Below are 25,821 nucleotides of genomic sequence, written 5' to 3'. Positions count from 1 at the left end.
AAATAGAAACGGTGTTACGACACCATGTCCTCCGATGACTTTATTCATTGTTGTACAGACATTTTAGTATATTTTTATACCAATGTCAAGAATTTAAAGAGTTTTAACACAAAATCATATTTTATTTTTAAGTATATTCGATTATTTCTCAAAATTGTCAATTGTGTAAATAATGCACGCAATTCCGGAAATCATCGAGAACAAAACTGCTCCTGTCATTGCCTCATTAACAGATGCTCCGACAAAAAAGCCGACGATTCCGGCAATGACCATAATGATAACAGACACTGCGGTTCTAAACTTTTTCATATGTCTTTACCTCCCGAAATTCCTGTTTATACTTACATTATAACATTCGGAAAAATTTAAGTCAAATAAAAACAGTCCGTTGAGAGCGGAGTTTTCTCCCGACGGACTGTTTATCGAATTTTTAATCTTTGTATTTATTTACAAAATACTTTTATAGGTGTCGTTTAAAATGTTATACGAATTTTCAAGATATTTTTGTTCTGACGGAGTAAGTTTTAGTTCAAGCATACGCTTTGCGCCCTCACTTCCGATTATTGCCGGATTGCCGAGGAAAACATCTTTTTTGCCGCCGTATTCACCCCGTAATCTAACGGATACCGTGAGTACGGAGTTTTCGTTTTCAAGCACGGCTCTTGCTACACGCACTATTGCCATTCCTATGCCGTAGTATGTCGCTTTTTTGGCGGCGATAATTTCGTGTGCGGCGGTACGGACTTCTCGGGTTATTCGGTCTAAATCCTCCATAAAATAGCTTTTGGAATTGTCTGAAAGAACATCGCAAATCGGTTTTACCGCAATTAGAGCCTGCGACCAAGGTACAAATTCACTGTCGCCGTGTTCGCCGATTACATAGGCGTGTATGTTGCGTGGGTCAACTTCAAAGTATTCGCCCAAAAGATACCGAAGTCTTGCGGTGTCAAGGGTTGTACCCGTGCCGATTACTTTTTCGGCTTTAAATCCCGAAAGTTCGCAGGTAATTCTTGTCATAATGTCAACGGGGTTTGTAGCGACAATAAATATGCCCTCAAATCCGCTTTCCGTTACCTGCGGAACAATTTTTCGGAAAATTTCGTAATTGCCTTTTAACAGCTCAAGTCTGCTTTGCGACGGTTGCCGCTGACTTGCACCCGCACAGATTACAACGATGTCGGCATCTTTACAGTCGCTGTAATTTCCTGCGTAGATTTTTGTGCTGGCAGGCGAAAAAGCAATGCCGTGGTTTAAATCCATTGCCTCGCCTCTGGCTCGCTGTTCGTTTATGTCGATGAGTACAAGCTCGTCACAAAGGTTTTGATTCAGAGCCGCATATGCAAAACTCATACCGACCATTCCTGTACCGACAAGTGCGATTTTCTTTTTGTTTGTAAACATATTATTATCCTTTCTGACTTATAATGTAAAGTTGGAGTGATTTTGTTTTGCTTTTTGCAAATCGGATTTTTTGCTGCAAATTTGAAAATGTATCAAATATATTTTTACAATAAAAGATGAATTTATACGGCTGTATGTACATTGTTTTGGAAAAAAGTGCTTAAGAATTATGATGGAAAAAGACGAATTTGTATTGAAAATTTAATGCTATTGTGATAAACTAATATTAAGCATACAATGCGATTTTATGTGTTGGATTTAAAAAGATTATACGAAGGGATAGATTTGAGATGTATAAGATAGTTAAAAAGAAATCACTCAACCCTACCGTTACTCTTATGGAAATTGACGCTCCGCTTATTGCAAAAAAAGCACAGCCGGGTCAGTTTATTATCCTTAGAGTTGACGAGGACGGTGAGCGTATTCCGCTTACTGTTGCAGGTTATGACAGAGAAAAGGGTACAGTTCGTATTATTTTCCAGATTGTCGGTGCTACAACAGAAAAACTCAACCACTTAAATGAGGGCGACTGCCTTCACGATTTTGTGGGCCCGCTCGGTGTTCCTACTCATACAGACGGCTACAAGAAAGTTTGCGTTGTAGGCGGCGGCGTGGGCTGTGCAATTGCACTTCCTATCGCTGAAAAGCTCCACGAGCTCGGCGTAGAGGTTCACTCTATTGTCGGTTTCAGAAACAAAGACCTTGTTATTCTTGAAGACGAATTCAAGGCTTGTTCAGACAAGTTTATTGTTATGACAGATGACGGTTCACACGGCAGACAGGGCGTTGTTACAACTCCGCTCGAAGAGATGATTAAAGCCGGCGAGAACTACGACCTTGTAATTACTATCGGTCCACTTATTATGATGAAGTTCGTTGTTAAGACAACAAAGCCTTACAACATTCCTACCACAGTTTCTATGAACCCGATTATGATTGACGGCACAGGTATGTGCGGCGGCTGTCGTCTTACGGTTGGCGGCGAAACAAAGTTTGCTTGCGTTGACGGCCCTGATTTTGACGGCTTCCAGGTTGACTTTGATGAGGCTATGAAGCGTGGCGCTATGTACAAGGAATTTGAGCGTAAGGCTTACAGCGAAGCTTGTAATCTGTTTAAGAAGGAGGTTGAGTAATTATGCCGAATATGTCACCTAAAAAAGCTCCTATGCCTACACAGGAGCCTAATGTAAGAAATAAAAACTTTCTTGAGGTAGCTACAGGCTACACAGAGGAAGTTGCAATCGAAGAGGCACAGCGTTGCCTTAATTGTAAGCATAAGCCTTGCGTATCGGGCTGTCCGGTACATATTTCAATTCCTGATTTTATTAAGGAAGTTGCACAGGGCAACTTTTCGGGTGCTTATGATGTAATTTCAAAATCAAGCTCACTTCCTGCAGTTTGCGGCCGTGTTTGCCCACAGGAAACACAGTGTGAGTCAAAATGCGTAAGAGGTATTAAGACCGAACCTGTAGGTATCGGCAGACTTGAGAGATTTGTTGCCGACTGGCACAATGCTCAGACAGATGTTGTTGTAAATAAGCCGGAGCCAAACGGTCATAAGGTAGCTGTAGTAGGTTCAGGCCCTTCAGGTCTTACTTGCGCAGGCGATCTTGCAAAAATGGGTTACGATGTAACTGTTTTTGAGGCACTCCACCTTGCAGGCGGCGTTCTTGTTTACGGTATTCCCGAATTCAGACTTCCAAAGTCAATCGTTCAGAAAGAAGTTGATACACTTAAGGCTCTCGGCGTTAAGGTTGAAACAAATATGGTTATCGGCAGAGTTATCTCTATTGACGAGCTTATGGACGATATGGGCTTTGAGGCAGTATTTATCGGTTCAGGTGCAGGTCTTCCGAGATTTATGAAGATTCCGGGCGAGAACCTTTGCGGCGTTTATTCCGCAAATGAGTTCCTCACAAGAACAAACCTTATGAAGTCTTATAAAGAGGATTCCGCTACACCTATTATGCACGCTAAAAAGGTTGCTATCGTAGGCGGCGGTAATGTTGCTATGGACGCTGCCCGTTGTGCAAAGCGTCTTGGTGCAGATGAAGTTTACATTGTTTACAGAAGAAGTGAAGAGGAACTTCCTGCAAGAAGAGAAGAAGTTGAGCACGCTAAGGAAGAGGGCATTATCTTTAAGCTCCTTAACAACCCTGTTGAAATTCTCGGTGATGAAAACGAGTTTGTAACAGGTATGAAGTGCGTTGATATGGAACTCGGTGAGCCTGACGAAAGCGGCAGAAGAAGACCTGTTGTTAAGCCGGACAGCGAGTTTGTACTTGATGTTGACGCAGTAGTTATTTCTATCGGTACATCACCAAACCCACTTATCAAGGCTACTACAAAGGGCCTTGAAACACAGAAGTGGGGCGGCATTATCACTGATGAGCACGGTCTTACATCTCGTGAGGGCGTATATGCAGGCGGTGACGCTGTAACAGGTGCTGCTACAGTAATTCTTGCAATGGGTGCAGGCAAAACAGCCGCAGCAGCTATTGACGAGTACATTAAGAGCAAAGAGTAATTCTTATATAAAAAACATTTACCCGATTATAGCAAAAGCTATAGTCGGGTATTTTTTGTGTGTTTCATCTCTAAGATTAATAATTAAGGCTCTTTATCAAAAGTTGGTGTAATTATGGTTTGGTAAAATAATTAAAAAATTTAGGTCAAGCCTTTTTAAAGGCTTGCGGGTTTGGGCAGAGCCCATAAAAAGTTTCCCTTACATCAAATTATCGGGCGCAAACAGCAAAGCTGTTTTCGTGCTAAGACAATGTTTTGAAAACAGGCGATAGCCTTAAAAAGGGGAATAGATAAAATAATGTGCCGTCATTGCGTAGCAATGACGGCACAAATTATAGGGAGTATCTTTTCTCTGTTGCTGTCGCATTGGCTTTCGCCATTGTGTTCAAGCCGCCAAACGGCAAGCCATTTGGCTATCAAAATTTGCGATAGCATAAAGTATTTGTGGGCGTTGCCCACACCCACAACCTTTGAAAAGGTTGACCAAACTTTTTACTTCGGGACGGAGAGTTTAGTTTTTGCTTTACTTTGTTGCCCGACTGAAACTTAGTCATAATTTATAATTTTGTCATTTTCTTAAAAAGTTAGTCTGATTTTCCCCACCCCATCACTGCAAAACAGCAAACAAAAACCCGATTATAGCCTTTGCTACAATCGGGTATCTTAATACTTTTCTAAATCAGCTTACCGCTTTTTTATAAAGCTTTTTATAAACCAAGAACAATGCCACCGATACTATTAAAAAGAACAGTGAGCACGCAAGCACGCACATTATAATGTTATTTGCACACGATACAAACAGCATATATGTTGCTCTTGACGCTATGTTAAAGGTTTCAATCTTCTTTGACAGCAAAATTACTATCGGCAATACCAATGTTGTCAAAAATGTGGCGGCTGTTGCATAATAAATATGGCGCACTGCCCTATGTTTCCATTTTGTTGATAATACAAATATTACGCAAATCAGCGCCGAAAGCACTGCACATATTGCAATTACAAACGGCAACAGCTTTTTAACATTCTGAAATCTGCCCGCTAATGTTCCGAAAAACGGCAATTCCAGCGACTGCTTATAAATTTTAGCCGCCTCTTTTATAAGGTATTCCCTGTTTTCGCTCGAAACACTGTCGGCGCTTATGCCCTTTTGCTCTATATAATCGTCAAGCGCTGTATTAAACGCCTGTTTAAAAGCTGTTTTATCAATCACACTGCCCTCGCCCGAATAATAATCCTGTATATACTTTTCAGTATCATCGTGAATCATTATTTCATCAAGCAAGCCGTTGAAAAAGTCCTCTTCAAGTCCGCTTGCATAACCGAGGTCGGTCAAACTGCTTGTTATCTCGTCCTTTTTCTCAGTTATGTAATTGCAGGTGTTCATATTGTCAAGCATAAAGCTGTCATTAAACAGTGTAAACTGCAACGAAACAGCATACGCAAGCACTGTTAAAAGCACCGCAAGCACAAGTGAAAGCAATATATTAACTATCTTTTTAACTGTTGACATATTCAGCCCTCCTTTGATGTTTTATCAATCTGAGGACCTGAAACATATTTTGCATACACAAAAAATCTCTGATCTGTAAGACCAAGCTCGTCAAACGGATAACAGGTATACATTATGAGATTTTCTTCATTTGCGTTTAAATCATACGCAGAGGTGTCTGTCGCTTTCTTTACAGCCGTATCGGTAATTTCGTATGTGTAATTGCCGTAGCTTGTCTTAATGGTAACAGTCTGCCCTGCCTTAGCGTTTTTAAGTCCGTTAAAATATGTATTGTTGTGTCCGGCAACAAGAATTGTTTTTCCGTAACCCGGTATAAAACTGCCGTTATATATGCCTACGCCGTTTCGCAGCGCAACATTTCCGTCACCGAAGAAAAGGTTATTGTCAATAGAGCAATCCTCTATGATAAGTTCGCCGAACTGCTCACCTGTCTTTGGGTATTGGATTTCACTTATAGGCAGTTTTTTATTTGAATCGGTTTCATTTTCGTTTTCTGACACCGGCACAAATATATTGTTATATTCTGTGGAATAATCTCTTGCAGAGTCCGAAAACATAAGACCTGCTGCCGAAATTAAAGAAGATGACGGCATAAGTACAAGGTAGCCTAAAAGATAAATTACCACAAAAAATATAGAGGGAAGAATTAAAAAACCCTTCCCACCAATTTTTTTATGCCTGTGTCTGGTATTTTTCATATCAGACATTTACAATCAAGCTCTTTCTCTTTTTTTAACAGAAAGAACAACTGTAGCACCTGCTGCAAGAGCAACTGCTGCGCCTGCAACTGTAGCAACAGCGAATGTGTTTACATTAGCGCCTGTTGTAGCAATAGCATTGCTTGTAGTTGTTGTGTTACCCTTACTGTCAGTTGTAACCTTTGTGCTAACAATTGCGTTGCCGTTCTTGTCAGTAGCAGAAACAGTCTTAGTTGCCTTGTCGTAAGAAACTGTAACACCGATTACATTAGCAGCCTTCTGACCATAAGTGAAGAGCTCCTGCTTCTGAGCTTTGTTAAGATCCTTAACAGTTGAAGCACCCTGTGACTTAAGGTAATCTACAGCATCATTGATGTCCGCAATAATCTCCTTAGATTCTGCGTCTGTCATGTCAATAGTGTTGAAGTAGTTTTCAGCCTGGTTGAGCATCTCATCAGCATTAGTAACAAAACCACCGTTGTAGCTTGTGTTTACTTCTGAAAGCTTGTCAAGTACAGCCTGTTCTGCGCTGTTGATACCAGCGGCAAAAGCCGGCACACTAGCCATAGCAATAACTGTTGCTGATGCAAGGATTGCAGATAACTTTTTCATTATTTATACCGCCTCTCTAAAGTATTTAGCAAATCGTTGAACAAAATTATATATATAAAATTTTGCCCAATTATCTACTTATTATATTTTAATACAATAATTCTTTTTTGTAAATACTTTACATTAAATTACTGTCGAATCTTAGTTTTTTTATTTTTTTGCAGTAAACAAAGTTGTTTATCTTGCTTGTTTTTGGTATTATTCACGAATTTTCTTGTCTGACATACATTCAACAAGAACAGCTTTTTGCGCATGAAGTCTGTTTTCTGCCTCTTCAAAGATTTCATTGGCATGCTCTTCAAATACATCGGCAGTGATTTCTTCGCCACGGTGAGCAGGTAAGCAGTGAAGAACCATACACTCCGGATTTGTAACAGACATAAGCTCTTTGTTTACCTGATAGCCGGCAAATGCCTGTTCACGGATCTTCTTCTCCTCTTCCTGTCCCATAGATGCCCAAACATCTGTATAAACAACATCAGCGTTCTTTGCAGCCTCCATTGGGTCTTCAACAATTTCAAATTTGCCGTTGCCGTACTTTTTACCGAATTCAATAATGTGTTCAGGCGGCATATATCCCTTTGGGCAAGCTGCAGAGAAAGACATACCTGTGCTGAGTGCGCCGACAATGAGAGAGTTCATCATATTGTTGCCGTCACCGATAAAGCACATTTTAAGTCCCTCAAGTTTACCCTTGAACTCACGAATGGTCATAAGGTCAGCGAGTACCTGACAAGGGTGGCAGTAGTCTGTAAGACCGTTGATAATCGGAATAAAGCCGTACTCGGCGAGAGCCTCAACTTCTTCCTGCTTAAATGTTCTTATCATAATACCGTCAAGAAAACGGGAAAGAACTCTTGCGGTATCCTGTACAGGCTCGCCTCTGCCGATCTGTAAATCATTGGATGAAAGGAAGAGCGGATAACCGCCGAGCTGTGTCATACCTACTTCAAAAGAAACTCTTGTTCTTGTGCTCGACTTCTCAAAAATCATACCAAGTGTTTTGCCGGCAAGAATTTTGTGCTCAATGCCGTGTTTCTGCTCATATTTAAGCTGGTCAGCAAGGTTAAGTGTATTGATGATTTCATCTGTTGACCAATCTTCAAGTTTAAGTAAATGCTTCATTTTAATTCTCCTTTAATGTTTTTTCAAGAATATCAAGCGCAAGGTCGATTTCTTTTTTTGTAATGTTAAGCGGCGGCAACATTCTTAAAAGTGACTTTGCGGTAATGATAATAAGTCCGTTTTCAACGCATTTTGCCGCAATGTCGTGTGCGTCGCCGTCTTTAAGCTCAATGCCAATCATAAGTCCCATTCTGCGAACAGCCTTTACGCCGTCCATTTTGAGGACTTTTTCTTCTATATATTTACCCTTTGACTCAACCTCGGAGAGAAACTCCGGCTTTGAAATTTTATCAAGCACATAGTTTGCACCTGCGCAAACAACAGGGTTTGCACCGAATGTTGTGCCGTGAGTCGAAGGTGACATTACATCTTTTAGTTTTTCGCCGCAAACGCATAAGCCGATCGGAAGTCCGCCGCCAATGCCCTTTGCAACTGTGAAAATGTCAGGTTTTACTTCAAAATTCTGGAAAGCGAACAGCTTGCCTGTTCTGCCTGCACCTGTCTGTACCTCGTCAACAATAACAAGAATATCCTTTTCGTTACAGAACTTAACAAGGCTCTGAACATAGTCTTTGTCAAGGATATTTACACCGCCCTCGCCCTGAATAAGCTCAAGCATAACTGCGCAGGTTTTGTCTGTTACGGCATTTTCAAGAGCGTTCATATCGTTGGCGTCAACATATGCGAATCCCTGTGTAAACGGGAAAAAGTAGTTGTGGAACACATCTTGTCCTGTAGCCGAAAGTGTGGTTACTGTTCTGCCGTGGAAAGAATTGTTGAGTGTAATAATCTCATTGCGGTCAGCACCGTACTTATCAAAGCTGTATTTTCTCGCAACTTTAATGGCACATTCATTAGCCTCCGCACCGCTGTTTCCGAAGCATACCTTTGAAAAGCCTGTAAGTGTACAGAGTTTTTCGGCAAGATTACTTGCCTGCGGGCAATAAAAGTAGTTTGACATATGCTGAATTGTGTTTGCTTGTTCGCTTACGGCTTTTACCCAGCCGTCCTCGCACCAGCCGAGGCTGTTTACACCGATACCCGATGCGACATCAACATATTTTTTACCGTCCTCGTCATAAGCAGTTGCACCCTTGCCGCTTTTTAAAGCTACATTGTATCTGCCGTAGGTGTGCATTATGTACTGCGAATCTTTTTCCTTTGTATTCATCATACCACCCCTTAAGTGTTATCTACATCTTCGTTATTAAAGGAAAAAACAAATATATCCTCACGCTTTTTAAATCCGAAATCCTGCCAGAAGCTCTGACCCGTGGTGTTGTTCTGATAGCAGAAGATATGAGTTTTATCAATCCCTTGGTCTTTAATCGCTTTGATAGCGCTTTTTGCAAGTTCGTGACCGATTCGGTTTCTTCGGTAATCGGGCAGAACCGCCATATGGTGAATAAATCCTCGTCTGCCGTCATGACTTGCAAGTACAGTACCTACAATTTTACCGTCAATTACGGCAACCTTGCTCATACCCTCGCTTCTTGTCAGATAAGATTCTATTTTTGCTTTTTCGTCAGCCTTAGACAAGGCTCTTTTTGAGGTAATCTGCCAGAGGGCAAATACTTCCTCGTAGTCATCGATTGTCATTTCTCTGATTGTCATATCTGTTTTTCCTTATCAACTGCCCGTAGGCAAAATATTTGCAAATCTATTAATAGAACATTGTGCCGATACCCTCATCACTGAACATTTCAATGAGGATAGAGTGTTCAATTCTGCCGTCAATAATGTGTGCTCTGCTTACGCCGCTTCTTACAGCCTCAACACAGCAGTCAATTTTCGGAATCATACCGCCCTTTATGATGCCCTCACGCTTGAGCATAGGAACTTCGCTGACATTTACAACAGATATGAGCGAGTCTTCGTCGTTTACATCTTTTAAAAGACCTCTGATGTCTGTCATAAGAATGAGCTTTTTGGCACCGATTTTTGCGGCGATGTGAGCTGCGGCAATATCCGCATTTACATTATAAACATTTCCGTCATAACCGCTTGCAACGGTAGCCACAATCGGAATATAACCGTTGTTGATAACATTCTGCAAAGGTTCCGGATTTACTTCTTTAATCTCGCCCACATAGCCGAGGTCTGCACTTGTAACAAGTTTTTCCGCCATAAGCATATTGCCGTCAAGACCGCAAAGACCGATTGCCTTTCCGCCGTGTTTTTCCATAAGCTGAACAAGGTTTTTGTTTACCTTGCCTGCAAGTACCATCTGTACAATGTCAATAGTTTCATCGTCGGTAACACGCATACCGTTTTCAAACTTGCTCTCTTTGCCGACTGCCTTAAGCATTGCATTTATTTCAGGGCCGCCACCGTGAACAAGCACAACATTAACGCCTACAAGGCGCATAAGTGCAATATCGCTCATAACGGCGCTTTTGAGTTTATCGTTTATCATTGCGTTGCCGCCGTATTTTACAACAATTGTTTCACCGCTGAATTTACGAATATACGGCATAGCTTGTATTAAGACTTTTGCTCTTTTATTAATATCCATTTTTCATTTCCCCTGATATAAATTTAATGCCCGTTTTTCAGATAAATTATGGTTTGTCAAATTACTTTGCCAATTAGGTTCTGTAGTCTCCGTTGATTTTTACATAATCATAAGTGAGGTCACAACCGTAAGCCTCGGCATAGCCAAAACCGTCATTTAATGATACAAGAATGTTGATTTCCTTTTCAAGCAGAATTTCCTTTGCTTTTTCTTCCGAAAACTCAACTCCTGCGCCGTCCTTGCATACAAGAATATTGCCTTTGGCGGATTCAAAAGAAACATCTACCTTTTTAACATCAACATCAGCGCCGCTGTAACCGATTGCACAAAGAACTCTGCCCCAGTTTGCATCTGAGCCGAACATTGCGGCTTTTACAAGGCTTGAACCGATAATGCTCTTTGCAACTTTAACAGCGTTGGGCTTGCTCTTAGCACCCTCAACCTTGCAAACAAGAAGTTTTGTTGCGCCTTCGCCGTCACCCGCAAGTTTCTTTGCAAGTGCTCTGAAAGCTGCGGTAAGCCCGCTTAAGAATGTATAGTAATCTTCGTTTTTGTTGGTAATCATTCTGTTGCCTGCCTTGCCCGATGCCATAATAGCAAGGGTATCGTTTGTAGATGTATCGCCGTCAACGCTTACCATATTGTAACTGTCCTCAACAGCCTCACGCAGAGCCTCACGCAGCATATCCGAAGAAACAGCCGCATCTGTTGTAACAAAAGAGAGCATAGTACCCATATTAATGTGAATCATACCGCTGCCCTTTGCAATGCCGCCGATTGTAACGGTCTTGCCGTCAAGCTCCATCTGCATAGCCATTTCTTTTTTTACCGTATCGGTTGTCATAATAGCCTCGGCTGCGTCTGTGCCGCCCTCTTTTGTAAGGTGACCTTTCATATATACGCAAGCCTTTAAAATAGGCTGAATAGGCAGAGGCTGACCGATAACGCCTGTTGATGCAACGATAACATCTTCCGCTTTTACACCGAGAGTTTCGCCTGCGATAAGGCACATATGATTTGCAATGTCATATCCGTTTGCGTTGCAGGTGTTTGCATTGCCTGAATTTACGATAACAGCCTGTGCAATGCCGTCTTCGAGGTGTTTTTTGGTTACCTCGATAGCCGAACTTTTAACAAGGTTTTTAGTATAAACAGCCGCCGCAGTACAGGGAGTGTCGCAATAAATCAGCGCAAGGTCACGCTTTGTTTTATTTGACGGCTTGATTGACGCACAAATACCGGCTGCTGTAAAGCCCATAGGAGAAGTAACTGTGCCTTCGATAAATCTGTAGTTTCCCATAATAAAGCCTCCGTTTTATAGTTTTGCTTAATTATTAATTAAAAAGCAGGCGGAACGATTATAAGTCCTGTCTTTTCGTCAAGTCCGAAAATAATGTTCATATTCTGAATAGCCTGACCGGCTGCGCCTTTAACCATATTGTCAATAGCTGCGCAGGCAACAAGTTTGTTTGCTCTTTTATCGTGATGAATGGAAACATCACAGAAGTTTGAATAGCGTACATTGTGAATGTCGGCGCATTTGCCGTCGTTAAGAAGTCTTACAAAAAATTCGTCTTTGTAAAAATCCTCATACGCTTTTCTGATTTGCTCAAAAGTAACGCCCTCGTTAATATCCGCATAAACAGTGGCAAGAATACCTCTGTTTACAGGTAAAAGGTGCGGCACAAATGTGATTGTTACATCTTCGCCCGAAAGTTTTGAAAGTGTCTGCTCAATTTCGGGTGTGTGGCGGTGGCAGGCTACCTTATAAGCGTGAAATCCCTCGTTAAGTTCAGGGAAGTGATTGCCTTGTGTAGGTTTTCTGCCTGCACCTGTTACGCCGCTTTTGCAGTCACAGATGATACCCTTTGTGCTTACAAGTCCGTTTGCGATTGCCGGAGCAATGGCAAGTGGGGAACAGGTAGTGTAGCAGCCCGGGTTTGCAATTAATTTTTTACCTTTAATTTTATCTCTGAAAAATTCAGGAAGTCCGTAAACAGACTGTTCGTGTAACTTTTTGTCAAGAAAAGTACCGCCGTACCACTCTGTATATTCTTCTTCGCTCTCAAGACGGAAGTCTGCGCCGAGGTCAATGAAAGCCTTGCCTGCGCTTATGCACTTTTCGGCAAGTTCCTGTGAAAGACCGTGGGGAAGTGCGGCGAAGATAACATCGCTTTTCTCAACAACAGCGTCTTGGTCTTCACAGACCATATCGTTTAAAAATGTATATGACGGATAAACATCGCTTAACTTCTGACCTTCAAAAGAAACCGAGCTGATAGCTGAAATTTCAGCCTCGGGGTGACTTGTCAGAAGTCTTACAAGCTCGGCGCCGGCATAGCCTGTTGCGCCTACAATACCTGCTTTTATCATTTTAATCAATCCTTTATGAATATATATCTAACAATTCTTATACTGATACTAATAGTCTATATCTAAATCAATCCGCCAAACATTAACTAAAACAAACAAATAAAAGTTTGAAGTTTCCAAAGGTCACTGACCTTTGGTCGTCTAAGGAAAAAGGATTCTTAAGGGAAAAGGGACTCGAAATCCCTTTTCTCTTGAGCGTGCTTTCTTTTGGAGCTTTTCTTTTCACGCAAAAGAAAAGCGGAATTGGCAGGAGGTTTAATTTAAGACAAAAATTGTTTTCAACAACTGCATTTATAAAATCAATTATAAATTCTTAGCAATTTCAGCCACACGCTTTGCCTGTGCCTTTACATTTTCAGAGGCAGGGCCGCCGAATGCTTTTCTTTCGTTTGTACAAGTTTCAAGTGAAATTGCTCTGTAAACATCATCGTTAAATACATCACAAACCTTTTTGTACTCCTCAATCGGGAGGTTTTCAAGGTCTGTACCAAGCTCAATGCATCTTGCAACGAGTTCGCCTGTTGCCTTGTATGCATCTCTGAACGGTACTCCGTTCTTTGTGAGCCAGTCTGCGCAGTCGGTTGCGTTAATAAATCCGCCTGCTGCCGCTTTACGCATATTCTGCGGAATAACTTTCATTGTGTCGAGCATTGGAGTAAAGGCTGTAAGGCACATTTTAACTGTATCAACAGCATCAAAAATTGCCTCTTTGTCCTCCTGCATATCTTTATTGTATGCAAGGGCAATGCCTTTCATAATTGTAAGTAAGGTCATATTGTCGCCGAAAACTCTGCCGCTCTTGCCACGTACGAGTTCTGCGATGTCAGGATTCTTTTTCTGCGGCATAATTGAAGAACCTGTTGAAAAAGCGTCGTCAAGCTCAATGAATTTAAATTCCCAGCTGCACCACATAATGATTTCTTCTGAAAATCTTGAGAGGTGCACCATAATAATAGAAAGAACAGACGCAAACTCAATGCAGTAATCTCTGTCGGATACACCGTCAAGCGAGTTGTTTGTAATTCTTTCAAAACCGAGCAGCTCGGCTGTAATTGTTCTGTCGATAGGGTATGTTGTGCCTGCTAAAGCACAAGAGCCGAGCGGCATTTCGTCCATTCTCTTAAGGCAGTCCTCAAGTCTTGACACATCTCTTAAAAGCATTTCGCCGTAAGCTAAAAGGTGGTGACCGAAAGTAATCGGCTGTGCTCTCTGTAAATGAGTGTAGCCGGGCATAACGGTTTCGCTGTACTTTTCCGCCTTATCGGCAATAACCTTGATAAGGTCAACAACGAGCTTTTTAACATTTACAACTTCCTTTTTAAGGTAAAGTTTAATGTCAACGGCTACCTGGTCGTTACGGCTTCTTGATGTGTGAAGTCGCTTGCCGTTGTCGCCGATTCTCTTTGTAAGCTCGCCCTCAATAAAGGTGTGAATATCCTCTGCTTCCATATCAATATGGAGAGTGCCGTTTTCTATGTCTGCAAGGATTCCCTTAAGACCCTGAACTATGTCGTCAGCCTCTTCCTGTTTGATAATGCCGCATCTGCCGAGCATTGTTGCGTGGGCAATACTGCCCTCGATATCCTCTTTATACATACGGCTGTCAAATGAGATTGAGCTGTTAAAATCGTTAGTGGTTTTTGAAAGTTCCTTTTTAAATCTGCCTTTCCAAAGCTGCATATAATCACCTCGGGTTAATGAATGATTGTTAATTTGTGTATTATTTATAATTGATATTGCTGTTTAAAAATATCCGTATAAACAACTGTCAGGGACAGAGAATTTCCCTGTCCCCGAACCGGAATAATTATTTTAATTCATACAAAAGTCTTTGAGTAAAAATTACTTAATAAGACCCTTTTTAGCACGAACCTTGATTGGAAGACCGAAGAGGTTGATGAAACCTGCACTGTCATTCTGATCGTAAACCTGATCCTCGTCAAAGGTTGCGATTTCTTCATCATAGAGTGAATATGGGCTTGTAACGCCTGCGTCAATGATGTTGCCCTTGTAAAGCTTTAACTTAACATCACCTGTTACATACTCCTGTGTGCTGTCAACGAATGCCGAGAGAGCCTCACGGAGAGGTGTGTACCATTTGCCGTCATAAACGAGTTCTGCAAATGTGTTTGAAAGGTTCTTCTTGTAGTGAAGTGTATCCTTGTCAAGGCAGATTTCCTCAAGCTTGTTGTGAGCTGCATAGAGGATTGTGCCGCCCGGTGTTTCATAAACCCCACGAGCCTTCATACCTACAAGACGGTTTTCAACGATATCTGTGATACCTACGCCGTTTCTGCCGCCGATTTTGTTAAGCTCTTTAATAAGCTCAACAGAGTCGATTTCTTCGCCGTTAAGTTTTGTAGGAACGCCCTTTTCAAATGAAATTGTAACATACTCTGCCTTGTCGGGAGCCTGCTCAGGAGAAACGCCGAGTTCAAGGAAACCTTCCTTGTTGTACATAGGCTCATTTGCAGGATCTTCAAGGTCAAGACCTTCGTGGCTTAAGTGCCAGAGGTTTTTATCCTTAGAATAGTTTGTTTCACGGTTAATCTTGAGCGGAATGTTGTGCTTTTCAGCGTACTCGATTTCGTCCTCACGGCTCTTGAATTCCCAAGTTCTCCAAGGAGCGATAATCTTCATATCCGGAGCATAAGCCTTGATAGCAAGTTCAAAACGAACCTGGTCGTTACCCTTACCTGTGCAGCCGTGACAGATAGCGTCAGCGCCCTCGGCTTTAGCGATTTCTACAAGTCTTTTAGCAATGATAGGACGGGCAAATGATGTACCGAGGAGGTACTTGCCCTCATAAACTGCGCCTGCCTTAACGGTAGGAATGATGTAATCGTCAACAAACTCCTTGTTAAGGTCTTCAATATAAAGTTTAGATGCGCCTGTCTTAATAGCCTTTTCCTCAAGACCGTCAAGCTCTGTGCCCTGTCCTACATCACCCGAAACAGCGATAACCTCGCAGTTGTCGTAGTTTTCTTTTAACCAAGGAATAATAATAGAAGTATCAAGTCCGCCTGAATAAGCGAGAACAACTTTTTTAATTTTATTGTCAGCCATTTTAATTTCCTCCATAGAAATGATTTATATTACTCTTACATTATACGCTTTCTGACGGAAAAATCAAGTGTTTTTTGAATAATTATTCAATACACCGTAAAATTGTGATAAATGCACTTAATTCAAAATAAAACCCAAGGTTTTTACAGCAAAATCAACCTTGATTTCAACATAAATCTTCAATATATGTATAAAAAAGCATATATGCAGAAATAATGAATATTCATTTTTTACGCTTGATTTTGCATAAAATGTATATTTTAATGAATATTCAATGCAGATATTCATTTTGACTTGCGGCAAAGCAAAAAATAAACAGCCGATTGGATATTTAATCAAAGTAAAACAGGTCTTCAAATTTTTTGCCCAATGAAATGCATAAAATCAGAGCAAGTTTTGTTGTCAACTTTATTATACATATGCCAAGTAAACTTGTTAATAGATTTTTTGATTTATTTATATCACTAATATATCACTAAATACAAGCAAGTAAAAAAGCCCGACTGTTTTTACATAGTCGGGCAAGAGTTATAAAATTGCAAGATTTCTTTTCCATATCAAAATTCTTTTTACAGACTCGTCGATTCTGTCTGCTGTAATTTCTCCGCTTTGTACGGCATTAAGCAATGCGGTATATTCGCTTTCAATATCGCCGCAGCAGAGGAAGTCATTGCCTGCTTTAAAAGCGACAACCGAGAGTGGTTCGTAAATGTCAAGGGCGTCAACGGCAAACATATCGAGGTCATCGGTCATAACAACTCCGTCAAATTTAAGCGTATCTCTTATAACCTCATGCACAGGCTCAGAGAGCGAGGCGGGATTATCGCTGTCAATCGAATTTACTGTTACGTGCGACACAAGAATACTGTCTGCGCCTGCGGCTATACCTGCCTGAAACGGCAGAAAATCATTGTTCTGCAAGTCCGAGAAAGTTCTGTTGTCTGTAGCGCTTGAGTAATGTGTGTCGCCGTTATCTCCGTATCCGGGGAAGTGCTTTAATACAGTGCCGAGTTTTTTCTCTTTGCTTGCTTTTACAACAGTATCCACAAATCTGCTTGTGCTTGCGGCGTCACTTGAAAACGACCTGTAATACATAAATGAATAGGGGTCGGAAGTGATGTCGCAGACAGGCGCCATATTTACATTTACGCCGAGCGAAAGCAGAAACTCCGCCTTATCGTATGCGTCGTCTTCAATAGCACTCCAACCGCCGTTGTTAAATGTATCGCTCGGTGAAAGGTATGCGCTGTCCCTTAGCTTTGGATTATCGCTCGCTCTTACAACCGTTCCGCCCTCTTCATCTGTGCCAATAATAAGCGGAATTTTGGCATTGGACTGCATAGCGTTTATATCGGCATTCACTTCTTCTTTTGTCTTGCCGTCAAAATCTACACCGAACAGCAAAACGCCGCCGATGTGGTATTTGTTTATTGCGTCGCTCATATCATTACCACGACAATTTACATAAAACAGCTGTCCGACTTTTTCTTCAACCGTCATTTTTGAAATCATATCGTCAATGTCTGAATATGTGTCGGGAGGAGCGGTGGTTTCTGTCACTGTTGCCTGACTGTTTTGCTCGTCATTTGTCGACTGTGCTTTTGAAGCTTCGCTCGTGTTCTGACAGCCTGCAAGCACTGTTGCCAACATTGCCGCGGTGAGAAGTGATGTAATTGTTCTTTTGATTTTCATTTTATCCCTCATTTAAAAATTTCGACAGTCGTATTTTCTACAAAGCTGTCCTTAAAAGTCTTCATCTTTTGCATATGCGGTGTGTTAAGATGTTCTTTTTGCAATTTTTCGGACTGCCATTTTTCAATAAGCAGTACCTCATTGCTTTTTCCGAATGACGGCACAAAGTAATCGTATTTTATACAGCCGTTTTCATTTTGTACAATCTGCGGAAAGCCCTCGTTTTTAAGAGCTGTCAAAAAGTCATTAACCATACCGTTTTTAACGGAATATTTTACGATAAGCGTGATTTCTTTCATTTTATCTCCTTGTCGGTCTTTTTAAGTGTTTTGTAAGTTTCAAAATAAAAGAATTTGTCTGTATATGTACCTATTATACCAACGACTTTGCCCATTGTAAAGGCTGCAAGTACAGTTCCTATGCTAAGTCCGTCAAGGTAGCCGAGGCAGAAGAAAGTAAGCGCAGCGGTTATAAAAATCTTCCGATATAACAAATTATTATGCACACTGACAGCAGGCTGTCAGTGTGCATAAAACAAAATTTGAAAAAACAGGCGGTAGCCGTTGTAACCGGAAATGCCCAAAATATAGGCAACGCATTGCGTTGCCTATGAAGGTTAAGTATGTTTTCTTTTATTGCTCTCGCATTGACTTCCGCCCATTAGTTCAAGCCGCCAAACAGCAAGCTGTTTGGCTATCGTTAGATTGCATAAACGGAAAGTATTTGTGGGCTTTGCCCACACCCACAACCTTTGATAAGGTTGACCAAACTTTTATAATACTTTGCAAAATTATTTTGCTAAACCATAATTTTAATTATCGTTTTGCTATTGCCCGCTGTAAGGTGGTAACATCCCTTACATCACGGTGACCGTCAAAGTTTGTATCTGTGTAATAATACTGGAGCGAATCAAGCTCAACCGATCCGGAAATGTACTGTTGCAGAAAAGTAACATCGTTTACATCTACTGTGCCGTGAAGGTCAATATTGCCGAATCTCAATATGTATATATTCGAACCGACAGTACCGCCTCCGCCGCCGACTACATAAGCTTTGCGGTAAGAAAATGTAGTGCAGTAAACTGTTGGTTCATTAATTTTAGTAGACAGATAAATTTCCACGCAGCCGTCCTTATCCGGAACTACGCCCGTTACAGCGCCGCCGCTCTGAAAGTACAAGGCGGAGTCATAATAACCGCCGCCGTCTGCTTTTTCGTATTTGAACTTATAATCATGACTGCCGATACTTGAGTATTCCATTGTATGCGAGCCGTCCTTGTTAAAATAATTCGGATCTAACTCGTGAAGATTTATTTTTGCTTTAACATACCTTCCGCCTTTATTGTCAAATGTGTAACTTGCGTATGTGTTTCCCGAACCGCTTACAAAATAGCGGGCGTATTTTTCGGAAGACGGCATAAAGAGTGTTTTGTCACCGCCTATACAATCGGCAAATTTCATTGAGTAGTTTTTTTGAGTATGGCCTCCCGTAAATAATACTCCGTTTGTATAATCGGACGGAATATTGTACGCAGAAACCAAAAGCGTGTTGTTGCCGATGTTTTTTGCCGAGTTGTAAATCTCAACACCCTTATGCGGCTTAACGTTTTTTGCGTTTGCGGTCACTGCTGCACCTGCAGTCAGCACCGCACAAAGAATTAAACATACAAATTTTTTCATTTTATACTCCTTTATAATTATTTGGTAATAGTTTGTTGTAAGTCTGTAACATCTTTAACATTTGTTTTACCGTCACGGTTTATGTCGGAATAAAACATCTGAAGTTTATCAAATTCCGCATTGCCCGCAAGGTATCTCTGCAAAAGGGTTACATCGTTTACATTTGTACTGCCTTTAAGGTCAATATTGCCAAAACAAAGCATCGGCACATACATATTTATTATTCCGCTGTAATTAGGCAGGTAGGTTGAAAATGCGGTTTTCACACCGGGTTCTGCTTTTATATAAATTTCCACACAGCCGTTCTCGTCGGGTGCAACACCGTTTACCGCACCGCCGCTAAAGAAAGTGAGATTGGATCCATTTTCCCTAAGAGTGTAGGTTGCTCCGTTTCCGTCTGTATCGGTATATGAACCGTCACTGTTAAAATAGCTTGAAACATCGCTTAATTTTACCCTTAGTTTTACATATTCGCCGCCTGTATTCGCAAAGGAATAGCCTGCATAAGTATTTCCGGTGCTACCGCCGTTTGCCGAAACAAAGCGAGTATAGCTTTCGCTTGACGGCATGGAAATAACGGTATTTTTACCTATGCAATCTTTGTATTGTACAGCATATTGTTTTCCTGTGTTTTTGCCGTAAAAACACACTCCACCAAGCGTATTTTTGCTAAGATTATAAGTAAACACATTTAAGGTGTTGTTTTCAAGTTTTACCCCTGAATCAAGCACCTGAACGCTCTTATTCTCCCGAACAACTGCCGCATTGGCAGAAACTATTGAGCATGTTGCCATAACAGCTGCAAGTGCTGTACTTAAAAGTTTTTTCATTGATTTCCTCCTCGCTTTAAAACTAAATTAAAATTAATATCCATAGTATTCGGCAACGGCTGTCTGCAAAGCGGTAACATCCTGAACATTTATTTTGCCGTCACGATTAATGTCGGCATGGTACATTTGCAGAGAATCAAACTCTGCATTGCCCGAAAGGTACTGCTGGAGCAATGACGCATCGTTTACATTTACGCTGTAATCTAAATTTATATTGCCAAAAGTAAGCTTATATATCTCTCTGCCGTTTGTTCCGCCGCCACCGCCGCTTGTCAGCCCCACATCAAGGCCGTATTCTGTAAAGTAATTCACACTATGGTTTACCTTTGTACTCACATAAAATTCCACATATCCGTTGCTGTCGGGAACTGCACCGGTAAAAACTCCGCCGCTCTGGAAAAACAAAACAGATTCATAGTAGCCGTCCTTTACCGTTTGACGAGTAAAATTATATGTATGTCCGTCTTGGGTGTGTGTGCCGTTACTTTTAAATTCATTTGGATTTATATCCGACAGCTTGGCTCTTACCTTAACATATTCTCCGCCTGCCTGTCTTAAATCCAAATTAGTAGTTCCGCCCATACTGCTTGAAAGACAAGTCCAAATATTATATTTTTCGTTAGACGGCATAGTTATTGTTTTGGGTGCCGATAAATAATTCTTAAATATATATTTGTATCTTTTTCCGCTTTTTTGACCGTCAAGTACAAATCCGCCGTCTGAGCCTGTATTCTTCATATTGTATGTGTAAATACTTATAGTGTTGTTTTTAGTTGTTATTTTTGAACTCAAAATTTGATAATCCTTATTTTGTTTTACCGCTGCGTTGGCAGATACCGCTCCACCTGCCGCCATTAAAGCAACAAGTGCGATACTGATTAATTTTTTCATTATTTATCCCCTCAATATAAAATTTTTGTAAAATAATAAATATTACATACAGTCAAGTAATATTATACAATATTTTAAAAGATAAAGCTATAACGCAAAAAGCCGAATTTTTAATTCGCTTATAGAAAAGTTACTGCACTTTGCACATACAACTCTGTTTTAACTTGTTATCACAAAGAATTTATGCTATTATTCTAATAATGAAAGGCGGTAATAATATGTTGAATTTCTGCTGTCCTGTCTGCAAAGAAGAATTAAAACTTGACGGTCGAACCTACAGATGTATAAATAACCATTGTTTTGACTGTGCAAAGCAGGGTTATGTCAATCTTTTGCAGAGCAACAAATCCAAAAGCAAGCGTCACGGTGACGATAAACTTATGATAGAGGCAAGGACCGAGTTTTTAAATACAGATTCGTACAAGCCGCTGTGTGACCTTATGTGCGAACTTTTGCAAAAATATATTCCACAAAATGCCTGTGTGCTTGATGCCGGCTGCGGCGACTGCTATTATACAGGAAAAATTGAAAAAGCTCTTGCAGACAAAAACGCAAGTATAGCGGGTATTGATATTTCAAAATTTGCTCTTATTGCAGCGGCAAAACGCAGTAAAAATATTCGTTTGGCTGTAGCAAGCGTATTTGCTTTGCCGACAGCGGATTTTTCCTGCGATGCGGTGCTTAATGTATTTTCACCTTTTGCGCCGGAAGAGTACAACCGAGTTTTAAAAAGGGACGGAGTGCTTTTGCGTGTAATTCCGCTTGAAAATCACCTTTTTTCTCTCAAAAAGGCGGTATATGACAATCCGTTAAAAAATCCGAAAGAAAACACCGATATTGACGGGTTTATTCTTGCCGAAAGCAAAGAACTTAAATACAGCATAACGCTTGATGATAACAGAGAAATTGAAAGCCTGTTCAAAATGACTCCGTACTACTACAAAACATCTCGTACCGACCAACAAAAGCTGGAGAAATTAAACTCACTTACGACCGAAATCGAATTTTGCGTGCTTGTCTATAAAAAGCTGTAATCGTGATAAATACTAAGGTTTTAGAAAAATATTTTTTGAAATTACACATTAGTATAAGAGAGTATAAAAGAGAATATAAGCGAATTTTAAAGTTTGTGTAACGGTAAATTAAATTTTTGCAAAAAAGTGTTGACAATGCAAAATAAATGTATTATAATTCTAAGGCACAAGTAAATTACAGGAGGATTTGTTATGTCAACATATTTAGCTAAAAAAAGCGAAATTGAACGCAGCTGGTATGTAATTGATGCAGCAGGCAAGCCACTTGGTAGAGTTGCTACTCAGGCAGCAGTTCTTTTAAGAGGTAAGCACAAAGCAACATTTACACCAAATGTAGATTGCGGCGATCATGTAATCATCATCAACTGCAAGGATGCTGTATTAACAGGCAACAAGCTCACTCAGAAGAAGTGGCAGCGTCATACAGGCTATATCGGCCATCTTAAAGAAACAAGATACGATACTCTTATGGCTACAAAGCCAACAAAGGCTATGGAGCTTGCTGTTAAGGGTATGCTTCCAAAGAACACACTCGGCAGAGATGCTTTGCTCAGACTCAGACTCTTTGAGGGTGCAGAACACAATCATCAGGCTCAGAAGCCTGAAATGGTTGAAGCTTAAAAGAAGGAGGCAAATTAATAATGTACGATAAGACACCTTATTTTTACGGCACAGGCAGAAGAAAAAGCTCTGTTGCAAGAGTAAGACTTTACCAGGGTACAGGCAAAATCACAATCAACGATCGTGACATCGACGATTATTTCGGTCTTGAAACACTCAAGCTCATCGTTAGACAGCCTCTCGCCTTAACAGAAACAGATCAGAAGTTCGACATCGTTTGCAGAGTAGCAGGCGGCGGCGTTACAGGTCAGGCAGGTGCAATCCGTCACGGTATTTCCAGAGCACTTCTTCAGTACGATTCAGAGAACCTTCGTTCAACACTTAAGAAGGCAGGCTTCTTAACTCGTGACCCAAGAATGAAAGAGCGTAAGAAATACGGTCTTAAAGCAGCTCGTAGAGCACCACAGTTCTCAAAGAGATAATCTTTGTTATACTCGCTTTTTACAGCCTTTGCAATTTGCAGAGGCTGTTTTCTTTTGCCCCACAGTGGTATCCTCACAGCTTAGCTGTTGCGGTAAAAGCTAAAAACAGTCCACCGGACTGTTTTCTTTACGCTTTCACAGTTCTCAAAGAGATAATCTTTGTTATACTCGCTTTTTACAGCCTTTGCAAATTTGCAAGGGCTGTTTTGTTTTATCAAATACCTTTTAGGCCTTTTATTTTCTTAGAAATAAGTATATAATTTATAATATTATGCATTAAAAATTTCTTTGCGGACAAGGCAAGGAAACATAAAGGAAAGAGATTAAAATATGAATTTTTTGGAAGAGAGAATTGTAAAGGACGGAATTGTTAAAGAGGGCAATGTTCTCAAGGTTGACAGCTTTTTGAACCATCAAATGGATATTGATTTGTTCAACCGAATGGGTGCGGAATTTAAGAAAAGATTTGCGGGAAAAAATATAAATAAAATAGTCACCATTGAGGCGTCGGGCATAGGTATTGCCTGCGTTGCAGCTATGCATTTTAATGTGCCGGTTGTTTTTGCGAAAAAAGCAAAAAGCATTAATATTGACGGCGATATGTACATAGCAGAGGTTGAGTCTTTCACGCACAAATGCAAAAATCAAGTGATTGTTTCTAAGAAATTTTTAAGCGAAAACGACCATGTTCTTATTATTGATGATTTTCTTGCCAACGGTTGTGCTTTGCAAGGTCTTATTTCTATTATAAATCAGGCAGGCGGCACGGTAGAGGGCATTGGAATTGCAATTGAAAAAGGTTTTCAGAACGGCGGCAATATAATTCGCAATCTCGGCTATCAGCTTGAATCCCTCGCAATCGTAGATTCGATGGACGCAGCAACAGGCACTGTTAAATTCAGGGAACAATAAATAAAAATCCAACCCCGACAGGCGATTAAAATACAGCTTGTCGGGGTTAAGTTTTTTCAGCACCAAGTGCCTACAAAATAAATAATAAGAATACATTATATTTGTTGATTTGCAATAAAGAAAATTTTTGCTATAATAGTAGCAACGGAGGCGGTAAAATGTTTCGTAAAATGAGAAGATTTAAACAACAGCTTAGTAACGATGAGGCTTTGGAAATATTAAAAAACTGCAAAAGCGGTGTGCTTGCCGTGAGCGGTGATGACGGCTACCCATATACTGTTCCGTTGAACTTTGTATATAAAGACGGCAAGATTTACTTTCACTGTGCAAAAAACGGACATAAACTTGACGCAATTAAGCAAAACAAGAAAGTTTCTTTCTGTGTTATTGAAAAAGATGAGGTCGATTCGGAAAAATTGACAACTTTGTTTAGGAGTGTTGTAGTTTTTGGTAAGGCCGAAATTATGGAAAATGAAGAGAAAATCAATTCGGCAATGCTCTCTTTCGGCTTAAAATATAACAATGATATTAATGCGGTGAAAAAGGAAATCGAGCGTGAACGGAGCGGACTTTGCTGTGTCGAAATCACGATTGAACATATAACGGGAAAACAGGCGATAGAGCTTGTAAAGACTAAAACTATATTGTAATTATGTTTATATTATAAAATAATTTTAATGTAATTTTGTAGCAATGCTAAAATTTGTAACTTTTGTATTGACAAAGCAAAACAAGAATAATATAATAATTGCGACAAGTTAGTTTTAACTAACTTGTCGCAATTATTAGCTTTTTCCAAAGAAGTATCTCCGGAGCGTTATTTTTTTGGTACATAGTTAGCGGTAACTAACTCAACTTTTATGGAGGAATATTTATGAAAAAAAGAACTAAATTATTATCAGCTGTAACTGCCGGTACAATGGCACTTGGTGTAATGTGCTTTGGCTTTGCGCAGTGGAGTACAGAAATTTCTGCAAACGGCACAGTATCTGCAAACGGAAAGTGGGATGTAAAAATTACTGATGCTTCAATTACTAAGATCAGCAACGGTGTTACACCTTCTTTGGAAGCTGTGACGGTTGAACAAACTGCTCAGGTTGTAGAATACAATGTTATTTTAAAATATGTTGGCGGTGTGAACGATCCTAACAGCAAGCCTAACGGCGCATATATGTATGTAATTGACGATAAAAATCCTCAAACCGTAAACATCACTAAAGATGAATTAGCGGAGTTTACTGCACAACTTATGATTCCGAGAGATAAAAGATATTACACAACTGCCGTTATTCCGGGTGATAGCGGTCTTACAAACTTTAAAGTGGATGTTGATGAAAGTAAATCATCTCTTATTAATTATTACAGACCAAATGTGCTTGACACAACTACATATTCATTACATTTAAATGATGACGGTGCCAATGAGGGTGTTGTTGTAGGTAAAGCTATAGGTTGGTTAATCGGTGGATTTTATAAGGATCTTGACGGTAGCGTTCAGCTTACTTATAAAGCCGCAAATGCTGCTTTGGAAAATGCCGAAAGTTCAACAACTTATCCGGCACAGTTTACTGATACAACAGCGGATTACGGTAATGTGAACTTTAGTGTTGATGATGCTTGGGCTGAATATTCACTTACAATTACAAATAACGGTACGGTAAATGCAAATCTTTCAAATTGTAAATTTAATATTACAGAACTTTCTGACGAATTTGTAGTTGATACACCGAATCTTAATAATAAAGTGCTTGCTCCGGGTGAGAGTTGCACTGCTACATTTGTTGTAAAAGTGAAATCAGAAGGCGAGCTTTCTGCTGATGCACAACCGTTCTCTGTAGAACTCACTTATGTTCAGGATACAGTAGATGAAGCGCCAAGTGCAAGTGTTTCAAAATAAAATATACTTAGCAGGGT

At 40.4% G+C, this 25,821-nt stretch carries 27 protein-coding genes; 8 read left to right on the top strand and 19 right to left on the bottom strand.

Annotated features, from left to right (window positions below; genetic code table 11):
* Window positions 1-141: 141 nt before the first annotated feature.
* Window positions 142-309, bottom strand: a complete 168-nt coding sequence (locus I2E21_RS03585; RefSeq protein WP_022234327.1) for a hypothetical protein — start codon at window positions 307-309, stop codon at window positions 142-144.
* A 138-nt stretch (window positions 310-447) separates the two neighbouring features.
* Entirely contained in the window at window positions 448-1,401 is a 954-nt protein-coding gene (locus tag I2E21_RS03580) for an L-lactate dehydrogenase (RefSeq protein WP_195410441.1), read from the bottom strand.
* Window positions 1,402-1,691: 290 nt separating this feature from the next.
* Here I2E21_RS03580 and I2E21_RS03575 point away from each other — a divergent pair, with 290 nt between their 5' ends.
* Both I2E21_RS03575 and gltA read left to right on the top strand, forming a co-directional pair.
* Window positions 1,692-2,534 (top strand): sulfide/dihydroorotate dehydrogenase-like FAD/NAD-binding protein, encoded by an 843-nt coding sequence (locus I2E21_RS03575; RefSeq protein WP_022234329.1) that lies wholly within the window; start codon window positions 1,692-1,694, stop codon window positions 2,532-2,534.
* A gap of 2 nt (window positions 2,535-2,536) precedes the next feature.
* The gene (gltA, locus tag I2E21_RS03570) at window positions 2,537-3,928 is read left to right on the top strand and encodes an NADPH-dependent glutamate synthase (RefSeq protein WP_195410440.1); all 1,392 of its coding nucleotides are present in this window, start codon (window positions 2,537-2,539) and stop codon (window positions 3,926-3,928) included.
* Window positions 3,929-4,606: 678 nt separating this feature from the next.
* On the opposite strand, the gene I2E21_RS03565 is transcribed toward gltA, so the two are convergent.
* The 17 genes from I2E21_RS03565 to I2E21_RS03485 all read right to left on the bottom strand — a co-directional run bounded on the left by I2E21_RS03565 (window position 4,607) and on the right by I2E21_RS03485 (window position 20,918).
* Window positions 4,607-5,437: a hypothetical protein gene (locus I2E21_RS03565; protein WP_195410439.1), complete on the bottom strand. Its 831-nt coding sequence runs from the start codon at window positions 5,435-5,437 to the stop codon at window positions 4,607-4,609.
* Window positions 5,438-5,439: 2 nt separating this feature from the next.
* Window positions 5,440-6,144 carry a class D sortase gene (locus I2E21_RS03560; RefSeq protein WP_178586761.1) on the bottom strand — a complete coding sequence of 235 codons (705 nt, stop codon included), beginning with the start codon at window positions 6,142-6,144 and terminating at the stop codon, window positions 5,440-5,442.
* Between the two features lie 6 nt (window positions 6,145-6,150).
* On the bottom strand, window positions 6,151-6,747 hold the full coding sequence (locus I2E21_RS03555) for a hypothetical protein (RefSeq protein WP_195410438.1): 597 nt from the start codon (window positions 6,745-6,747) through the stop codon (window positions 6,151-6,153).
* A gap of 198 nt (window positions 6,748-6,945) precedes the next feature.
* On the bottom strand, window positions 6,946-7,872 hold the full coding sequence (gene argF / locus I2E21_RS03550) for an ornithine carbamoyltransferase (RefSeq protein WP_195410437.1): 927 nt from the start codon (window positions 7,870-7,872) through the stop codon (window positions 6,946-6,948).
* 1 nt (window position 7,873) lies between these two features.
* The gene (locus I2E21_RS03545; protein WP_195410436.1) at window positions 7,874-9,046 is read right to left on the bottom strand and encodes an aspartate aminotransferase family protein; all 1,173 of its coding nucleotides are present in this window, start codon (window positions 9,044-9,046) and stop codon (window positions 7,874-7,876) included.
* Between the two features lie 8 nt (window positions 9,047-9,054).
* Window positions 9,055-9,486 carry a GNAT family N-acetyltransferase gene (locus tag I2E21_RS03540; protein WP_022234335.1) on the bottom strand — a complete coding sequence of 144 codons (432 nt, stop codon included), beginning with the start codon at window positions 9,484-9,486 and terminating at the stop codon, window positions 9,055-9,057.
* Window positions 9,487-9,535: 49 nt separating this feature from the next.
* Window positions 9,536-10,387, bottom strand: coding sequence for an acetylglutamate kinase (gene argB / locus I2E21_RS03535; RefSeq protein ID WP_022234336.1), 852 nt, complete (start codon window positions 10,385-10,387; stop codon window positions 9,536-9,538).
* Between the two features lie 73 nt (window positions 10,388-10,460).
* Window positions 10,461-11,687 carry a bifunctional glutamate N-acetyltransferase/amino-acid acetyltransferase ArgJ gene (gene argJ, locus I2E21_RS03530; RefSeq protein ID WP_195410435.1) on the bottom strand — a complete coding sequence of 409 codons (1,227 nt, stop codon included), beginning with the start codon at window positions 11,685-11,687 and terminating at the stop codon, window positions 10,461-10,463.
* Between the two features lie 38 nt (window positions 11,688-11,725).
* Entirely contained in the window at window positions 11,726-12,760 is a 1,035-nt protein-coding gene (gene argC, locus I2E21_RS03525; protein WP_195410434.1) for an N-acetyl-gamma-glutamyl-phosphate reductase, read from the bottom strand.
* 303 nt (window positions 12,761-13,063) lie between these two features.
* Window positions 13,064-14,440: an argininosuccinate lyase gene (gene argH, locus I2E21_RS03520; protein WP_022234339.1), complete on the bottom strand. Its 1,377-nt coding sequence runs from the start codon at window positions 14,438-14,440 to the stop codon at window positions 13,064-13,066.
* Between the two features lie 162 nt (window positions 14,441-14,602).
* On the bottom strand, window positions 14,603-15,826 hold the full coding sequence (locus I2E21_RS03515) for an argininosuccinate synthase (protein WP_176781229.1): 1,224 nt from the start codon (window positions 15,824-15,826) through the stop codon (window positions 14,603-14,605).
* 528 nt (window positions 15,827-16,354) lie between these two features.
* The gene (locus I2E21_RS03510; RefSeq protein WP_195410433.1) at window positions 16,355-17,518 is read right to left on the bottom strand and encodes a glycoside hydrolase family 3 N-terminal domain-containing protein; all 1,164 of its coding nucleotides are present in this window, start codon (window positions 17,516-17,518) and stop codon (window positions 16,355-16,357) included.
* 8 nt (window positions 17,519-17,526) lie between these two features.
* Window positions 17,527-17,817, bottom strand: coding sequence for an antibiotic biosynthesis monooxygenase family protein (locus tag I2E21_RS03505; RefSeq protein ID WP_195410432.1), 291 nt, complete (start codon window positions 17,815-17,817; stop codon window positions 17,527-17,529).
* A complete protein-coding gene (locus tag I2E21_RS03500; protein ID WP_195410431.1) occupies window positions 17,814-18,011 on the bottom strand; it encodes a DUF6198 family protein in 198 nt (65 codons plus the stop codon). The genes I2E21_RS03505 and I2E21_RS03500 overlap by 4 nt, the downstream gene beginning before the upstream one ends.
* 322 nt (window positions 18,012-18,333) lie before the next feature.
* Window positions 18,334-19,197, bottom strand: coding sequence for a dockerin type I repeat-containing protein (locus I2E21_RS03495; RefSeq protein ID WP_195410430.1), 864 nt, complete (start codon window positions 19,195-19,197; stop codon window positions 18,334-18,336).
* Between the two features lie 17 nt (window positions 19,198-19,214).
* Window positions 19,215-20,027: a dockerin type I repeat-containing protein gene (locus tag I2E21_RS03490; RefSeq protein ID WP_195410429.1), complete on the bottom strand. Its 813-nt coding sequence runs from the start codon at window positions 20,025-20,027 to the stop codon at window positions 19,215-19,217.
* Window positions 20,028-20,060: 33 nt separating this feature from the next.
* Window positions 20,061-20,918 (bottom strand): dockerin type I repeat-containing protein, encoded by an 858-nt coding sequence (locus tag I2E21_RS03485; protein WP_195410428.1) that lies wholly within the window; start codon window positions 20,916-20,918, stop codon window positions 20,061-20,063.
* A 218-nt stretch (window positions 20,919-21,136) separates the two neighbouring features.
* On the opposite strand from I2E21_RS03485, the gene I2E21_RS03480 reads away from it, so the two are divergent.
* From I2E21_RS03480 to I2E21_RS03455, 6 genes are all read left to right on the top strand, one after another.
* Window positions 21,137-21,952, top strand: coding sequence for a putative RNA methyltransferase (locus I2E21_RS03480; RefSeq protein ID WP_195410427.1), 816 nt, complete (start codon window positions 21,137-21,139; stop codon window positions 21,950-21,952).
* Between the two features lie 192 nt (window positions 21,953-22,144).
* Complete coding sequence (rplM, locus tag I2E21_RS03475; RefSeq protein WP_022234347.1) at window positions 22,145-22,573, top strand: 50S ribosomal protein L13; 429 nt, start codon at window positions 22,145-22,147, stop codon at window positions 22,571-22,573.
* 20 nt (window positions 22,574-22,593) lie between these two features.
* Window positions 22,594-22,995, top strand: a complete 402-nt coding sequence (gene rpsI / locus I2E21_RS03470) for a 30S ribosomal protein S9 (protein ID WP_022234348.1) — start codon at window positions 22,594-22,596, stop codon at window positions 22,993-22,995.
* Window positions 22,996-23,325: 330 nt separating this feature from the next.
* The gene (locus I2E21_RS03465) at window positions 23,326-23,907 is read left to right on the top strand and encodes a xanthine phosphoribosyltransferase (protein WP_186936139.1); all 582 of its coding nucleotides are present in this window, start codon (window positions 23,326-23,328) and stop codon (window positions 23,905-23,907) included.
* Window positions 23,908-24,065: 158 nt separating this feature from the next.
* Complete coding sequence (locus I2E21_RS03460) at window positions 24,066-24,557, top strand: pyridoxamine 5'-phosphate oxidase family protein (protein ID WP_195410426.1); 492 nt, start codon at window positions 24,066-24,068, stop codon at window positions 24,555-24,557.
* 224 nt (window positions 24,558-24,781) lie between these two features.
* Window positions 24,782-25,804, top strand: coding sequence for a hypothetical protein (locus tag I2E21_RS03455; RefSeq protein WP_195410425.1), 1,023 nt, complete (start codon window positions 24,782-24,784; stop codon window positions 25,802-25,804).
* The last annotated feature ends 17 nt before the right edge of the window (window positions 25,805-25,821 follow it).

Origin of the sequence: Ruminococcus sp. BSD2780120874_150323_B10, from assembly GCF_015553695.1 — a bacterium.
Classification (GTDB): domain Bacteria; phylum Bacillota; class Clostridia; order Oscillospirales; family Acutalibacteraceae; genus Ruminococcoides; species Ruminococcoides intestinale_A.
The sequence above is the reverse complement of the archived record's forward strand: the minus strand, read 5'-3'. Positions and strand labels throughout refer to the sequence as shown.

Coding starts and splice junctions, on each gene's coding strand:
- argC (WP_195410434.1), bottom strand. CDS start 12,760: ATGATAAAAGCAGGTATTGTAGGCGCAACAGGCTATGCCGGCGCCGAG.
- gltA (WP_195410440.1), top strand. CDS start 2,537: ATGCCGAATATGTCACCTAAAAAAGCTCCTATGCCTACACAGGAGCCT.
- argB (WP_022234336.1), bottom strand. CDS start 10,387: ATGGATATTAATAAAAGAGCAAAAGTCTTAATACAAGCTATGCCGTAT.
- I2E21_RS03575 (WP_022234329.1), top strand. CDS start 1,692: ATGTATAAGATAGTTAAAAAGAAATCACTCAACCCTACCGTTACTCTT.
- I2E21_RS03485 (WP_195410428.1), bottom strand. CDS start 20,918: ATGAAAAAATTAATCAGTATCGCACTTGTTGCTTTAATGGCGGCAGGT.
- rpsI (WP_022234348.1), top strand. CDS start 22,594: ATGTACGATAAGACACCTTATTTTTACGGCACAGGCAGAAGAAAAAGC.
- I2E21_RS03480 (WP_195410427.1), top strand. CDS start 21,137: ATGTTGAATTTCTGCTGTCCTGTCTGCAAAGAAGAATTAAAACTTGAC.
- I2E21_RS03580 (WP_195410441.1), bottom strand. CDS start 1,401: ATGTTTACAAACAAAAAGAAAATCGCACTTGTCGGTACAGGAATGGTC.
- I2E21_RS03555 (WP_195410438.1), bottom strand. CDS start 6,747: ATGAAAAAGTTATCTGCAATCCTTGCATCAGCAACAGTTATTGCTATG.
- I2E21_RS03565 (WP_195410439.1), bottom strand. CDS start 5,437: ATGTCAACAGTTAAAAAGATAGTTAATATATTGCTTTCACTTGTGCTT.
- I2E21_RS03490 (WP_195410429.1), bottom strand. CDS start 20,027: ATGAAAAAACTTTTAAGTACAGCACTTGCAGCTGTTATGGCAACATGC.
- I2E21_RS03540 (WP_022234335.1), bottom strand. CDS start 9,486: ATGACAATCAGAGAAATGACAATCGATGACTACGAGGAAGTATTTGCC.
- I2E21_RS03515 (WP_176781229.1), bottom strand. CDS start 15,826: ATGGCTGACAATAAAATTAAAAAAGTTGTTCTCGCTTATTCAGGCGGA.
- rplM (WP_022234347.1), top strand. CDS start 22,145: ATGTCAACATATTTAGCTAAAAAAAGCGAAATTGAACGCAGCTGGTAT.
- argF (WP_195410437.1), bottom strand. CDS start 7,872: ATGAAGCATTTACTTAAACTTGAAGATTGGTCAACAGATGAAATCATC.
- I2E21_RS03560 (WP_178586761.1), bottom strand. CDS start 6,144: ATGTCTGATATGAAAAATACCAGACACAGGCATAAAAAAATTGGTGGG.
- I2E21_RS03545 (WP_195410436.1), bottom strand. CDS start 9,046: ATGATGAATACAAAGGAAAAAGATTCGCAGTACATAATGCACACCTAC.
- I2E21_RS03460 (WP_195410426.1), top strand. CDS start 24,066: ATGTTTCGTAAAATGAGAAGATTTAAACAACAGCTTAGTAACGATGAG.
- I2E21_RS03585 (WP_022234327.1), bottom strand. CDS start 309: ATGAAAAAGTTTAGAACCGCAGTGTCTGTTATCATTATGGTCATTGCC.
- argJ (WP_195410435.1), bottom strand. CDS start 11,687: ATGGGAAACTACAGATTTATCGAAGGCACAGTTACTTCTCCTATGGGC.
- I2E21_RS03495 (WP_195410430.1), bottom strand. CDS start 19,197: ATGAAAAAATTTGTATGTTTAATTCTTTGTGCGGTGCTGACTGCAGGT.
- I2E21_RS03465 (WP_186936139.1), top strand. CDS start 23,326: ATGAATTTTTTGGAAGAGAGAATTGTAAAGGACGGAATTGTTAAAGAG.
- argH (WP_022234339.1), bottom strand. CDS start 14,440: ATGCAGCTTTGGAAAGGCAGATTTAAAAAGGAACTTTCAAAAACCACT.
- I2E21_RS03505 (WP_195410432.1), bottom strand. CDS start 17,817: ATGAAAGAAATCACGCTTATCGTAAAATATTCCGTTAAAAACGGTATG.
- I2E21_RS03455 (WP_195410425.1), top strand. CDS start 24,782: ATGAAAAAAAGAACTAAATTATTATCAGCTGTAACTGCCGGTACAATG.
- I2E21_RS03510 (WP_195410433.1), bottom strand. CDS start 17,518: ATGAAAATCAAAAGAACAATTACATCACTTCTCACCGCGGCAATGTTG.